12 protein-coding genes and 6 tRNA genes are annotated in these 13035 nt (G+C 40.4%); 16 read left to right on the top strand and 2 right to left on the bottom strand.

Annotated features, from left to right (window positions below; all coding sequences use genetic code 11):
• Positions 1 to 223: 223 nt before the first annotated feature.
• Positions 224 to 1000 carry an enoyl-ACP reductase FabI gene (gene fabI, locus NSQ77_RS09065; protein ID WP_339230449.1) on the bottom strand — a complete coding sequence of 259 codons (777 nt, stop codon included), beginning with the start codon at positions 998 to 1000 and terminating at the stop codon, positions 224 to 226.
• A gap of 296 nt (positions 1001 to 1296) precedes the next feature.
• Between fabI and NSQ77_RS09060 the strand changes: the two genes are divergently transcribed.
• The 10 genes from NSQ77_RS09060 to NSQ77_RS09015 all read left to right on the top strand — a co-directional run bounded on the left by NSQ77_RS09060 (position 1297) and on the right by NSQ77_RS09015 (position 6601).
• A tRNA-Glu gene (locus tag NSQ77_RS09060) sits at positions 1297 to 1371 on the top strand.
• A 4-nt stretch (positions 1372 to 1375) separates the two neighbouring features.
• Positions 1376 to 1451, top strand: a tRNA-Val gene (locus NSQ77_RS09055).
• A 3-nt stretch (positions 1452 to 1454) separates the two neighbouring features.
• Positions 1455 to 1530, top strand: a tRNA-Thr gene (locus NSQ77_RS09050).
• Positions 1531 to 1566: 36 nt separating this feature from the next.
• A tRNA-Tyr gene (locus tag NSQ77_RS09045) sits at positions 1567 to 1651 on the top strand.
• A 10-nt stretch (positions 1652 to 1661) separates the two neighbouring features.
• A tRNA-Gln gene (locus NSQ77_RS09040) sits at positions 1662 to 1736 on the top strand.
• Between the two features lie 140 nt (positions 1737 to 1876).
• Positions 1877 to 1949: transfer RNA gene (locus NSQ77_RS09035), tRNA-Lys, on the top strand.
• 279 nt (positions 1950 to 2228) lie between these two features.
• On the top strand, positions 2229 to 3518 hold the full coding sequence (locus tag NSQ77_RS09030) for a hydroxymethylglutaryl-CoA reductase, degradative (RefSeq protein WP_339230447.1): 1290 nt from the start codon (positions 2229 to 2231) through the stop codon (positions 3516 to 3518).
• Positions 3515 to 4477, top strand: coding sequence for a mevalonate kinase (gene mvk / locus NSQ77_RS09025; RefSeq protein ID WP_339230445.1), 963 nt, complete (start codon positions 3515 to 3517; stop codon positions 4475 to 4477). The genes NSQ77_RS09030 and mvk overlap by 4 nt, the downstream gene beginning before the upstream one ends.
• A 30-nt stretch (positions 4478 to 4507) precedes the next feature.
• Positions 4508 to 5485 (top strand): diphosphomevalonate decarboxylase, encoded by a 978-nt coding sequence (gene mvaD / locus NSQ77_RS09020; RefSeq protein WP_339230443.1) that lies wholly within the window; start codon positions 4508 to 4510, stop codon positions 5483 to 5485.
• A 12-nt stretch (positions 5486 to 5497) separates the two neighbouring features.
• Positions 5498 to 6601: a phosphomevalonate kinase gene (locus tag NSQ77_RS09015; RefSeq protein WP_339230442.1), complete on the top strand. Its 1104-nt coding sequence runs from the start codon at positions 5498 to 5500 to the stop codon at positions 6599 to 6601.
• A 108-nt stretch (positions 6602 to 6709) separates the two neighbouring features.
• Here NSQ77_RS09015 and NSQ77_RS09010 read toward each other — a convergent pair whose 3' ends face one another.
• Entirely contained in the window at positions 6710 to 6859 is a 150-nt protein-coding gene (locus tag NSQ77_RS09010; protein ID WP_339230441.1) for an aspartyl-phosphate phosphatase Spo0E family protein, read from the bottom strand.
• Between the two features lie 270 nt (positions 6860 to 7129).
• On the opposite strand from NSQ77_RS09010, the gene sigW reads away from it, so the two are divergent.
• The 6 genes from sigW (at position 7130) to NSQ77_RS08980 (ending at position 13021) form a co-directional block, all read left to right on the top strand.
• Positions 7130 to 7693, top strand: coding sequence for an RNA polymerase sigma factor SigW (sigW, locus tag NSQ77_RS09005; protein ID WP_339230440.1), 564 nt, complete (start codon positions 7130 to 7132; stop codon positions 7691 to 7693).
• Positions 7694 to 7699: 6 nt separating this feature from the next.
• The gene (rsiW, locus tag NSQ77_RS09000; protein WP_339230438.1) at positions 7700 to 8350 is read left to right on the top strand and encodes an anti-sigma-W factor RsiW; all 651 of its coding nucleotides are present in this window, start codon (positions 7700 to 7702) and stop codon (positions 8348 to 8350) included.
• Positions 8351 to 8685: 335 nt separating this feature from the next.
• On the top strand, positions 8686 to 9507 hold the full coding sequence (gene cdaA, locus NSQ77_RS08995) for a diadenylate cyclase CdaA (protein WP_339230437.1): 822 nt from the start codon (positions 8686 to 8688) through the stop codon (positions 9505 to 9507).
• Positions 9500 to 10741 carry a CdaR family protein gene (locus NSQ77_RS08990; RefSeq protein ID WP_339230436.1) on the top strand — a complete coding sequence of 414 codons (1242 nt, stop codon included), beginning with the start codon at positions 9500 to 9502 and terminating at the stop codon, positions 10739 to 10741. The genes cdaA and NSQ77_RS08990 overlap by 8 nt, the downstream gene beginning before the upstream one ends.
• Positions 10742 to 10798: 57 nt before the next feature.
• Positions 10799 to 12145, top strand: a complete 1347-nt coding sequence (gene glmM, locus NSQ77_RS08985) for a phosphoglucosamine mutase (protein WP_339230433.1) — start codon at positions 10799 to 10801, stop codon at positions 12143 to 12145.
• A 201-nt stretch (positions 12146 to 12346) separates the two neighbouring features.
• Positions 12347 to 13021, top strand: a complete 675-nt coding sequence (locus tag NSQ77_RS08980; protein ID WP_339230431.1) for a response regulator transcription factor — start codon at positions 12347 to 12349, stop codon at positions 13019 to 13021.
• Positions 13022 to 13035 lie beyond the last annotated feature (14 nt).

Raw genomic sequence — 13035 nt, 5'->3', positions numbered from 1 at the left:
ATCAATGTGGATCTGAGTCTTTAAAATAACCATCATTCCTCACAATAAGCCTCATACAATTGAATCGCTCTATTTCAGCAAGTGTTTTTAAAATGAGATCTATGCTGAATCTCTAAAATTAAAAAGACGCTTTGAATCATGGACTGATAGCAAAGCGCCTTATTACATTTAATTAAGAAGGTATAAAAGTTATACAATTTTATTTTTAGAAAGAAGAGTAATTTTACCCCCCAATAATATGGAATCCAGAATCCACATGGAGAACTTCTCCAGTTACACCACGTGAAAGATCACTAATAAAGAACAAGGTTGCGTCACCGACTTGGTCTTGGTCTACATTGCGGCGAAGAGGTGCTTTTTCTACAATTACATTTGCTTTTTCGTTAAAGCCGGATACACCTTTAGCTGATAATGTACGAATTGGACCAGCAGAGATAGCATTAACGCGGATATCATATTTACCTACATCCTCTGCCAGGTAACGTACACTTGCCTCTAAGGAAGCTTTCGCAACACCCATTACATTGTAGTTTGGAATAACGCGTTCAGAACCTAGGTATGATTGGGTTACAATGCTTCCGCCCTCGGTCATTAATTCTTTTGCTGCTTTTGTGACTGCAACAAGTGAGTAAGCACTAATTTCTTGTGCTAACAAGAATCCATCACGGGAAGTATCAGCATATTCACCTTTTAACTCTTCACGTTTTGCGAATGCAACGGAGTGAATAAGTCCGTGAATAACGCCCACTTTTTCTTTGATTTCTTGAAATGCTTCCTGAATACTTTCGTCACTTGAAACATCACAGGAAACGATAAGTTTTGCTTCGATATTATTCTCTTCTAATAGTTTAACTAATTTTTGGTGTGAGCGTTCCTGTCTATTCGTAAAAATCAGGTTTGCTCCAGCGTTATGAAGTGATTTCGTAATTCCCCAAGCAATACTTCTTTCGTTGGCAACGCCCATTATAACAACGTTTTTTCCTTGTAGTAGACTTGACATAATAAACCTCCATCAAAATATCTTTTTTCTATTATAACCTATTAGGACCTGGTAATGAAACAAAAATAAAAATCCATACAATATGTTCCAAATGTACGATAATCAGTTTGCAATATTTAAACTCTTGGTCGTTGACCCTTGATAAATCAGGTTTTAGGCTGTTTATATTAAAAAATGTAAAAAAAAAATCAAATTTACCCTTTACAAACATTCTAATCCTGGTTATAATAAAATTCGTCAGTTTGCGACAGGGTAAGTTACGAGATGTCGTAAAAACTGCATGGATATGAAAGAATGGCCCGTTGGTCAAGCGGTTAAGACACCGCCCTTTCACGGCGGTAACACGGGTTCGAATCCCGTACGGGTCACCAATATGGAGGATTAGCTCAGCTGGGAGAGCACCTGCCTTACAAGCAGGGGGTCGCAGGTTCGAGCCCTGCATCCTCCACCATTTGCCGGCCTAGCTCAATTGGTAGAGCAACTGACTTGTAATCAGTAGGTTGGGGGTTCAAGTCCTCTGGCCGGCACCATTTCTTGTATAAGTTTTAAAAAATGGTTCATAATATGGAGGGGTAGCGAAGTGGCTAAACGCGGCGGACTGTAAATCCGCTCCCTCAGGGTTCGGCAGTTCGAATCTGCCCCCCTCCACCATTTGTATTGTTGGGCTGTAGCCAAGCGGTAAGGCATCGGGTTTTGATCCCGTGTACCCTAGGTTCGAATCCTAGTAGCCCAGCCATTTTTTTCTTTTGGGATTGTTCAAATAGTCTGGTAAAAATGACATGTTGAATTTCTTGGTCCTTTTCATTATTCTTTTGAACTTACATCTTAGGGTTATTTATAGATTAGCTCTAACGAACAAATTTTAGTTTTCCACATGAGCCATTAGCTCAGTCGGTAGAGCATTTGACTTTTAATCAAAGGGTCGAAGGTTCGAATCCTTCATGGCTCATCAATTTAACATTGTCCGTTATTGGATTATATACAGCAGAGATAAAATAAACAAGGTCGTTGTGATAAATGCATACTACCTTGTTTATTTGCATTTTATGTGAATTTTTAACATAATAGATACAGTGATTTTATTTTTGGGGCGTAGCATTTTTTGGCAGCAGAAGCAGGTAGCTTCTAATGAAAAAAACTACGATATCGTGTTATAATTTATTCAATGAAAAATGTAACGAATGAAGTATTGTTTTTTTATATAATCAATATTAAAGGATGATCCAGGATGAAATCTTCCAGAATCCCCGGTTTCTATAATATGTCTGTTGAACAACGACGAGAGCTTTTAAAAGATAATTACCATTTTTCTCCTGAGGAATGGAATGATCTATATATGAAAGAACCTCTATCTACAGAAACTGCAGATAAGATGATAGAGAACGTGATTGGAACATTTCAACTTCCGTTAGGGTTGGGGTTGAATTTTCTTATAAATGGGAAAGAATATATAGTACCAATGGCTGTTGAAGAAGCTTCTATTATTGCATCTGCCAGCCATATCGCTAAAATTGTCAGAAGTGCCGGTGGATTCCAAACGGAAGCAACGGAACGCGTAATGATTGGTCAAATACAAGTGGTCGGATGCTCCGATTTTCAAGCTGCAAAGCAAGCATTGCTTCAGGCAAAGGAAACGCTAATCCAGGCAGCGAATGCAGCATATCCGAGCATTGTTGCGCGTGGTGGCGGAGCTGAGGATATAGATGTGCGCATTCTGAATGAAACAGCAGATTCTGTCTATAGTCAGATGCTTATTATGCATATGTATATCAATACGTGTGATGCAATGGGAGCGAATATCATCAATACGATGGTCGAATCAATTGCACCAATTGTCGAAGAACTAACGAATGGAAAAGTCTATTTACGAATTTTGTCAAATTATGCCGATGAGTGCTTAGCAAGAGCGCGATGTGTTATCCCTCCTTCATTACTTGCTACTGGCGAATTTTCTGGGGAGGAAGTACGCGATGGGGTAATCCACGCGTTTGAATTTGCAGCATCTGATCCATATCGTGCTGTTACGCATAATAAAGGTATTATGAATGGAATTGACCCAGTTGTTATTGCGACTGGGAATGATTGGAGAGCCGTAGAAGCTGGCGCTCATGCATACGCTGCAAGGGATGGCAGCTACGGCTCCATGACAACCTGGTCAAAGGATGAAGCGGGTAATTTGGTTGGAGAAATTGAATTACCAATGGCTATTGGAACGGTCGGTGGAGCAACGCGAGTGCATCCATTAGCAAAGCTTTCATTATCTATGATGCATATTGAATCAGCCAAAGAGCTCGCTCAAGTAATTGTAGCAGTTGGTTTGGCGCAAAATCTCGGAGCTTTGAAGGCATTAGCTACAGATGGTATCCAAAAGGGCCATATGGCTTTACACTCTCGCTCTGTTGCAATTGCAGCAGGAGCTACTGGGGAGATGATTGATATCATTGCAGAACAACTAGTTGAACAAAAACAAATCCGTGTCGGAAAAGCTAAAGAATTGGTGGAACAGTATACAAAATGAGTGCAGAAAAAGTAACAACTTCAGAAAAAACAGCTATTGGTATAGCTCATAGTAAGCTAATTTTGATTGGAGAGCATGCGGTTGTGCACGGACAGCCCGCAATTGCGATTCCATTTCCTTTAATTGGTGTTGAAACAGTAATTGAACGTGTACCAGGGGCGGTTAAAATGGATAGTTCTTTTTATCACGGTCCATTACATTTAGCTCCGGAATCCTTACAAGGAATCGTACAGTGTGTGGATGCGACGTTAGAGTACTTAGAGATTCCTTGCAAAGACCTGCTGATTCGCATTAACTCCTCTATTCCACCCGGAAAAGGATTAGGGTCAAGTGCATCTGTTGCAATATCTGTGATTCGGTCTCTATTTGACTTTGCTGATAGAGAATGTACAGACGGCGAGCTATTAGAGCTTGCAAATGTAGCAGAAACCTATGCACATGGAGCTCCAAGTGGTCTGGATACGCTTACGATTACATCTCGTTCTCCAGTATGGTATAAGAAGGAAAATCCAATTGATTACATTGACCTTGGAGAGGATTTCCATTTTATTGTCGCGGACTCAGGAAGAGTTGGTGATACACGTACATCTGTAGAGTCTGTTGCGAGGCTGCTCAAGTCAGCACCGAAGCGAATTCAGCGAAAAATGGATCGAATTGGTGAATTAACCCATCAAGCAAAGCATGCACTGGAACGGGCTGGTAAACATTTCCTTGGGCAATTATTAAATGAAGCGCAAAAGGAATTGGAAGCACTTGGTGTGAGTGATGCTGGGTTGAACAGATTAATTTATTTTGCTCGAAAAGAAGGAGCTTTAGGTGCGAAATTAACAGGTGGAGGCAATGGTGGCTGTATTATCGCACTTGCCCAAAATGAAGTACATTCGAAATTGCTTGCAGAGAAGCTGAGAAAGTACGGCGCATCAGCAGTATGGCCGTTCGTATTGAAAAAGCAAAAGTAAAAAGAATAGAGAGACAAGGGAGATAAAACGATGAAAGCTACAGCAAAAGCACATACAAATATTGCTTTAATCAAATACTGGGGAAAGCGTGATGAAAGGCTGATTTTACCTACAAACAGCAGTCTTTCCCTCACATTGGATGGCTTTTCAACAACTACTACTGTAGCTTTTCAGGAGGATTTATCCGAAGATCAATTCATGCTCGATAATCAGCCGGTAGAGGGTGAGGCATTCCTTCGTGTGACGAAATTTCTTGATTTGATTCGTCAGCTTGCAGGAAAAGAACAGTTATATGCTGTGGTGAATTCTATTAATGATGTTCCAACTGCTGCTGGATTTGCCTCATCTGCCTCTGGCTTTGCAGCACTGGCGGCAGCGGGTGCTAAAGCTATTGGTTTAGACTTGGATGATCAAGTATTGTCCCGTCTCACGCGTCAAGGATCTGGATCTGCTTGTCGCTCCATTTATGGCGGCTTTGCAGAATGGGAAATGGGTGAACGAGCAGATGGTTCAGATTCGTTTGCTGTTCCAATTGCACCGGACAAGCATTGGGATGTTCGTGTTGCTGCCGTTGTCCTTTCATCGACCATGAAAAAGGTGTCGAGTCGTGCTGGAATGAAACGAACAGTAGAAACATCTCCGTTTTATGCAGGATGGCTGGACAGTATTCCAAATGATTTAAAACAGATAAAGGAAGCAATTTCAGAGAAGGATTTTGAGAAAGTAGGAAGCATTGCAGAAGCAAATTGTCTAAAGATGCATGCAACTACGCTAGCTGCAAATCCTCCTTTCACCTACTGGCATGATACAACAATGCGTGTAATGCAAATGGTAGGAGATATGCGGGCAGATGGGATTCCAGCATATTTTACAATTGATGCCGGTCCAAATGTTAAAGTCCTTTACTTGCCAGAGGATGAAGCACGTGTTAAACAAAGACTTTCTGAAATATCCGGTGTATCGGATGTAATTTTAAGTAAACCAGGGCAGGGAATAAGCTATCTATAGGGGTTGAACGTCTTGGATAATACATCAATGACTTTAAAAGTACCAGGGAAACTAATGATTGCTGGGGAATTTGCTGTTCTTGAGCCATATCAAAAACTAGCGGTTACAGCTGTGGACCGTTTTGTTTATGCTGCGATTGAACAAAGTGAAAGAAATATGCTGACATTGCAAGATTTCAAGCTCGAGAATCTGGACTGGTCCTATGAAGCTGGGGAAGTCAGGATCCATTCAAATGACGAAAGAACGCAGTTTGTATGTGATGCGATGACGGTTGTTTATACATATTTAATGGAAAAAAACGTACAGCCTGAGAATTTCCACCTAGCGATTCGCAGTGAATTGGATGACAGTTCTGGCATTAAATATGGTTTAGGATCAAGCGCGGCAGTTGTAACATCTGTAATCGCGGCTATTCTTAATAAATTCCTAGAAAAACCGCCTGCATCAGAGCTGGTTTTTAGACTTGCGGCTATTTCCCACGTAAAAACGCAGGGTAATGGTTCAGGCGCAGATGTGGCTGCTTCATCCTATGGCGGTATGCTTCAGTATGCGTCGTTTCAAGCTGAATGGCTGTTAGATGCATACCATAATTGCAAATCAATAACAGATTTAGTTGAAAGAAATTGGACATATTATGAGTTAAAGTCGATACAAATGCCGAAGAATGTCTATTTTTGTGTAGGCTGGACTGGTAAGCCTGCATCGACCTCGAAGCTTGTCGACCAAATTTTACAATTAAAGTCTGATAACCCAGAAGCATTCCATCGATTCTTAGATGCAAGTAAATTGGCAGTTGACCAATTTTTCCAAGGAATGGAAAATGCCGATGTGGAGCTTCTGCTAAAAGGTGTAAAACAGAATAGAAAAGCGTTAGCTGCTGTTGGCAAAGCAGCTGATACACCGATTGAAACACCTTTGCTCGGGACACTATGTGATTTAGCAGAATCATTAGGAGGAGCGGGTAAGCCTTCAGGAGCTGGCGGCGGTGATTGTGGCATTGCTTTTATGCCATCGAAACAACAAGCCGATGAACTGATGAAAGCTTGGAAGGATGCTGGTATTAAGGCCTTAAACCTTCAACCATATCCATATGGTGCTGCTGTTACGAAAGAATAATAGAATAGATAGGGCAACTCTATTTTATGCCCAAAATAAAAAAGACATTCATTTCCTGCTCTGGTGAGCATTTTGATGTCTTTTTTTACCCTATATGATGTTTTTTATCTAGTATTGCTTTTGGTACGTATTAATTAATTGGTCTAGCTTAACACTTGATGCGATAACAGCCTCAGAAGTCAGGTCATGTGTTGTAGAAAGTGAAATCATTTCTTCACGGCATTCTTCAATTTTTTCAATTAAATGATCTTTATTCACAATTCTGCCCTCCTATCTAGTATACTATAATAGAAAATTACCCAAATTAATGCAATAGTAAACGTCTGTGAACATTTTGTGTCTTTTTTCAAATCTGGTTTTCAAGGGACAAATTATAGATATGCTTGATGTTTTCTAAGTCTTGAGCAGCATGAATTAATAGGCATATATAGGCCGAAACATTTTGTCACTTTTTTGTTAAAGAAAGTTTGAAACCTTTTTGCTACATACTCGTATAACAAGTACCGCATAGTAAGCGGAGGTAACCTGATGGATCAATTTATAATAGAAAAAATAAAACAAGTTAAAAAAGGGGATCAATCGGCATTTGCTGATGTCGTATCCTTTTACCAAGATAAAATATACCAGCATTGTTTTCGGATGCTTGGTAATGCACATGAAGCAGAGGATATGGCGCAGGAAGCTTTTATTCGTGCATATGTTAACATCCATTCGTTTGATGATCGCAGAAAGTTTTCTACGTGGTTGTATCGGATTGCTACGAATTTGACGATCGACCGGATCCGTAAGCGAAAGCCAGATTATTATCTGGATGCTGAGATCAAAGGGACGGAAGGGTTGGATATGTATTCCCAGCTGGCCAGTAAGGAGCGGCTGCCTGGTGAAGAAGTTGAAAGCTTGGAACTGCAACGCTATATTCATCACGAAATTTCCCAGCTTCCACCGAAATACCGCAGTATTATTATGCTGCGTTATTTGGAAGAGTTTTCCCTTCAAGAAATAAGCGACATCTTAGATATACCTTTAGGAACGGTGAAAACCCGAATTCATCGTGGGAGAGAAGCTCTAAGAAAAAGGCTTCGTCATGTGTAAAGGAGTGTGAAACACTTGGAATGTAATAAAGAATCGGTTGAATTGATGCATAAATATTTGGATGGTGACCTTTACAAGGAGGAAGAAGCTCAGCTGAGAACACATCTGGAAACTTGTGAAGCTTGCCAACATCATTTCCATGAACTAAAGCGTACGATTACATTGATTAAGAGTGCGGAGCATTTCACAGCACCAAACGATTTTACGCAGAAAGTTATGGATAGACTTCCGACTGAGAAAAAACGTGTTACCTATATGCGATGGTTTAAAATGCATCCAGTGCTCACTGCAGCAGCAATATTTTTTGTGCTAATGATGACTGGAATGTTTGCATCTTGGAATGAGGATGGTCAATTAGTCGTTTCCAAACAGGAAGAGCTAGTCATTCAAGGAGATACAGTTATTGTGCCTGAGGGTGTAACTGTTCCAGGAGATGTACTCGTTAAAAATGGGAAATTACTCATAAAGGGTACGATTGATGGGGATGTAACCTTAGTAAACGGAAAACTTATTGCCGATGAGAATGATTCGCTGTATGGGGAAGGACTTATGGCTTCAGCCGGAGGGGTCAATGGTGAATTAGAAACAGTTGATCAAATGTTTGAATGGATGTGGTATAAAATGAGAAGCTTTTTTAAAGGTATTTTTGCTTTTTAACCATATTGAAATGCATCCAGATAAGATGTGAAATCTTATCTGGCTTTTTGCATTGCTAAAGTAATATGATTTAGAGATATTGTGTTATAATAGATACCGTTCCTATCTTTTGAAAACCAAGCTACATATAAGCGTGCTTGTTTAAAAGTAATAAAGTGAGACTTCATTTAGTGGCGGCTTTTCTGTCCCGCGAATGCTGCTTGAACATAATAAGGAATTTACGGACTGTTTTATCCCACACCTTCACTTGTTTTTGGTTCCCTCATGCTTGAATGTGGGGACATTACAGACCGTTAATGCGTGATAAATTATTATTGCAAAGAGGATGTGTGCACATGCTTGATGGGGGATTCGATTTAATAGACCTGCTAAGAATAGGCGTAGATATAACTCTCGTCTGGTATGTATTATATAAATTAATGATGCTGATTAGAGGTACCAAAGCAATTCAGCTTTTAAAGGGAATTGCTGTAGTACTTGTGGTCTGGCTATTAAGTATATTACTGAATTTACAAACCATGCAATGGCTGACAAATCAGGCCATTTCCTGGGGGTTAATTGTAATCATCATACTATTCCAGCCTGAGCTGCGGAGAGCGCTTGAGCAGCTTGGAAGGGGTAATCTATTTGCTCGGAGTGTAAAGTCGGAAGAAGAAAAGATGCAACAGGAAATTGATGCAATTGTACAGTCGTGCAGCTATATGGCAAAACGACGAATCGGCGCATTAATTTCGATTGAACGCGAAACAGGTATTGGTGAATACGCTGAAACAGGGATTGCAATTAACGGGAAATTATCGCATCAGCTGCTGACAAATATTTTCACTCCGAATACACCACTGCATGATGGTGCAGTTATCGTAAAAGAGGGGGAGATCACCGCAGCAGCTTGTTACCTGCCATTATCGGAAAGTCCATTTATCTCAAAGGAGCTAGGGACGAGGCATCGTGCTGCAATGGGTATCAGCGAGGTTACCGATGCGCTGACAATTGTTGTTTCAGAGGAAACAGGTGCGGTTTCCTGTACAAAAAATGGGGAGCTTCATCGGGATCTTAATCAGGACAATCTCCGTGATATGCTTCAAGCCCATTTATCCCTAAATCAAAAGACCTCTGAGAAAAAGTCGTGGAAACGAAGGGGGAACAAGAATGGATAATTGGTTTAAGAGTAAATGGTTTGTCCGACTTGCTTCTTTAGCTTTCGCGGTATTCCTGTATATATTTGTGAATGTTACAGTTAATTCATCGCATTCCGACCCAACCTTCTCAGGCAGATCTGAACAAACGCAAAAACTTGATGATGTGCCGGTCGAAATAAAAATTGACGAAGAAAACTATGTGGTTAGTGGTGTGCCGGAATTTGTTACGGTTAGCTTACAGGGGAATCCTGGAAACTTGACCCCTCTTGTTTTTCAACGTAATTTTGATGTGTTTGTTGACCTGCAAGGATTAGAAGAAGGCGAACATGTAGTGGAACTGGAGCATAATATCTCCAGGGATCTTACTGTATTTATTGAACCGAAAACGATTACGGTTACAATTGAAGAAAGGGCAAGCGAGCAGTTTTCTGTTGTTGCTGATTTTATTAATGAAGATAAAATGGCCCCAGGATATGAATTGACTGACTATACACTTGAGCCTGCTGAGGTTACGATCACAAGTTCAAGGTCCATTATCGATCAAATTGGTATTGTGAAGGCATATGTCAATTTAGAAGGTCTGGATGGTTCAATTAATAATCGTGAGCTGCCTGTAAATGTTTATGATACGCAGGGTAATGAGCTAACAGTCCGGGTAGAACCGGAAAATATTCAAATATCAGCCGAGGTAGATAATCCAAGTAAATCGGTACCTGTATCCGTTGAAACGACAGGAAAAATGCCTGAGGGCTATGCATTAAATTCGATTTCTGCTAATGTAGATGAGGTGGAGATATTTTCCACTAGTGAAGTTCTAGAAGGAATTTCTGAGCTTTCAACAGAAGCAATTGATTTATCCGAAATCACCGAATCTGGTACAATAGATGCGCAACTTTCATTGCCAGACGGTGTAAATGTTCCGGATATGGAAACAATTGAGGTAACCGTCGATGTAGAGCAGTCCCGTGTTTTTGAAGGTTTAGCAATCGAAGAAGAAGGATTACAAGATGGACAAACAGTTACCTATATTGAGCCTGAAGCCGCTGAAATGGATGTTACGGTTACAGGTGATGAGGCGGATATAAAAGAATTAACAGCTGAAGATATCCGTATATTCATTGATTTAAGTGATCTGGAGCCAGGAGAGCATCAAGTTCCAATTGAAATCGAAGGACCAGACCTTGATAATATAACAATTACTGGAGAATCAGAAGAAATTACAGTAGAGATTAGCGAAGAGCAACCTGAGTGATTAATTCATTTAAAAGCAGACAGCTGAATTGGATGTAAGTTAAAGGAGAGGTAACGAATGGGAAAATATTTTGGAACGGATGGTGTGAGAGGCGTAGCCAATAAGGACCTGACACCAGAACTAGCATACAAGCTAGGACGCTATGGTGGTTACGTGTTGACAAATGGAATGGAAAGACCTCGTGTCGTGATAGGCCGCGACACAAGAATTTCAGGCCATATGCTGGAAGGGGCCTTATTAGCTGGACTTTTATCTATCGGTGCAGAAGTAATGCGACTTGGAGTAATCTCGACACCAGGTGTTGCTTATTTAACAAAAGCTACAAGTGCACAGGCTGGTGTTATGATTTCAGCATCGCATAACCCAGTTGAGGATAACGGGATTAAGTTCTTTGGACCAGATGGCTTTAAATTGACAGATGAACAGGAAGCAGAAATTGAAAAGCTAATGGATACAGAAGATACCCTGCCTCGTCCAACAGGTGCCAGTGTAGGAATTGTTACCGATTATTTTGAGGGCGGACAAAAGTATCTATCCTATTTGAAGGATACGATTGATAATGATTTTGAAGGACTTCAAATTGCAATTGACTGTGCACACGGTGCGACATCTAGTTTGGCTACACACCTGTTCGCTGATTTGGAAGCAGATATCTTTTCAATGGGGTCAAGCCCCGATGGACTTAATATAAATGACGGCGTAGGATCTACACATCCAGAAAAGCTGCAAGCATTTGTAACGGAAAAAGGCGCAGATATTGGTCTTGCATTTGATGGAGATGGTGATCGCCTCATCGCAGTTGATGAAAAAGGAAACATCGTTGACGGCGACCAAATTATGTTCATTTGTGCGAGATATATGAATGAAAAGGGACTGCTCAAGAAAAATACAGTTGTATCAACTGTAATGAGTAACCTTGGGTTCTACAAGGCAATTGAGGAGAACGGCATACGCAGTGATAAGACTGCAGTTGGCGATCGTTACGTTATGGAAGAAATGCGCAATGGCGGTTATAATCTTGGTGGAGAACAATCCGGTCATATTATCTTCCTTGATTTCATCACAACAGGAGATGGCATGCTATCCGCATTGCAGCTTGTAAATGTGATGAAGGAAACGGGTAAAACGCTATCTGAACTAGCAAGTGATATGAAAGTTTTCCCGCAAGTGTTAAAAAATGTAAAAGTAACTGATAAAAACGAAGCATTAAGCAATCCAGTTATTTTAGATGAAATTAAAGCGGTGGAAACGAAGCTTGCAGGACAAGGACGTGTCCTTGTAAGACCATCTGGAACAGAACCACTTGTCCGTGTCATGGTCGAAGCTCCAACTGCTGACGAATGTGAAAAGTATGCTGACCAGGTTGTAAAGGTAATTGATGACTTGCTCGGGTTAAAAGAATAATTATTAAGAACTGCTTTCTTGTGAGGGCAGTTTTTTTGTGCGTATATGTGTAAATGCTGAAGTTTGCTCCAAATTTGCTGAAGTTCAAAAGTAACGAGCAAACCTGCATAAGAAGGAGCCCTCCACTAAGTAAAGCTTAAATGTATCACCAAACTGATTATGTTATGGTAAAGTTAGTACAAATTAGGAGGTCCGGGAAAGATGATTACGATTTTGATTGTTGATGATGATCCGCATATTCGTGAGTTGCTTCGTTTTTATTTGCAAAAGGATGGTTATAAGACGATAGAGGCTGTCGATGGACAAGATGCATTACAGCAATTAGAAGAAAGCAATGTGCATTTAGCTATTGTTGATATTATGATGCCGAATCTGGATGGCTATCAGCTGTGTGAAGAGGTACGTCATGATTATGATATTCCTGTGCTCATGCTTACGGCAAAGGATGGGATTTCAGATAAAGAAAAGGCTTATATGGCTGGGACGGATGATTATATTGTAAAGCCATTTGAGCCAAAAGAAGTACTGTTCCGGGTTAAAGCGTTACTAAGACGGTTCCAAATTACCAATGAAGAGGTAATTCGAATTGGGAAGACAACCGTAATTAATCGGAAAAGCTATGAAGTGCAGTTAAATGATAAAACAATGATTTTACCTTTAAAGGAATTCGAACTGTTTGCACAATTAGCGAGTTATCCAAATCGAATATTTTCCCGGGAGCAATTAATTCAGCTGATTTGGGGAAATGATTATGAAGGAAATGACCGAACGGTTGATGTACATATTAAGCGGCTTCGTGAGCGTTTCTCAACTGTGGAAGCTGATTTTTCAATTCAAACAGTTCGGGGATTAGGATATAAACTAGAAGTTAATTAGAGAGTTGGAGGAGC

This window comes from Oceanobacillus sp. FSL K6-2867, assembly GCF_037963145.1.
Classification (GTDB): Bacteria; Bacillota; Bacilli; order Bacillales; family Amphibacillaceae; genus Oceanobacillus.
The sequence above is the reverse complement of the archived record's forward strand: the minus strand, read 5'-3'. Positions and strand labels throughout refer to the sequence as shown.

Bases quoted from the DNA above. Each gene is read 5' to 3' on its own strand.
- sigW (WP_339230440.1), top strand. From the start codon at position 7,130: ATGGATCAATTTATAATAGAAAAAATAAAACAAGTTAAAAAAGGGGAT.
- NSQ77_RS09030 (WP_339230447.1), top strand. From the start codon at position 2,229: ATGAAATCTTCCAGAATCCCCGGTTTCTATAATATGTCTGTTGAACAA.
- NSQ77_RS08980 (WP_339230431.1), top strand. From the start codon at position 12,347: ATGATTACGATTTTGATTGTTGATGATGATCCGCATATTCGTGAGTTG.
- mvk (WP_339230445.1), top strand. From the start codon at position 3,515: ATGAGTGCAGAAAAAGTAACAACTTCAGAAAAAACAGCTATTGGTATA.
- NSQ77_RS08990 (WP_339230436.1), top strand. From the start codon at position 9,500: ATGGATAATTGGTTTAAGAGTAAATGGTTTGTCCGACTTGCTTCTTTA.
- fabI (WP_339230449.1), bottom strand. From the start codon at position 1,000: ATGTCAAGTCTACTACAAGGAAAAAACGTTGTTATAATGGGCGTTGCC.
- cdaA (WP_339230437.1), top strand. From the start codon at position 8,686: ATGCTTGATGGGGGATTCGATTTAATAGACCTGCTAAGAATAGGCGTA.
- glmM (WP_339230433.1), top strand. From the start codon at position 10,799: ATGGGAAAATATTTTGGAACGGATGGTGTGAGAGGCGTAGCCAATAAG.
- mvaD (WP_339230443.1), top strand. From the start codon at position 4,508: ATGAAAGCTACAGCAAAAGCACATACAAATATTGCTTTAATCAAATAC.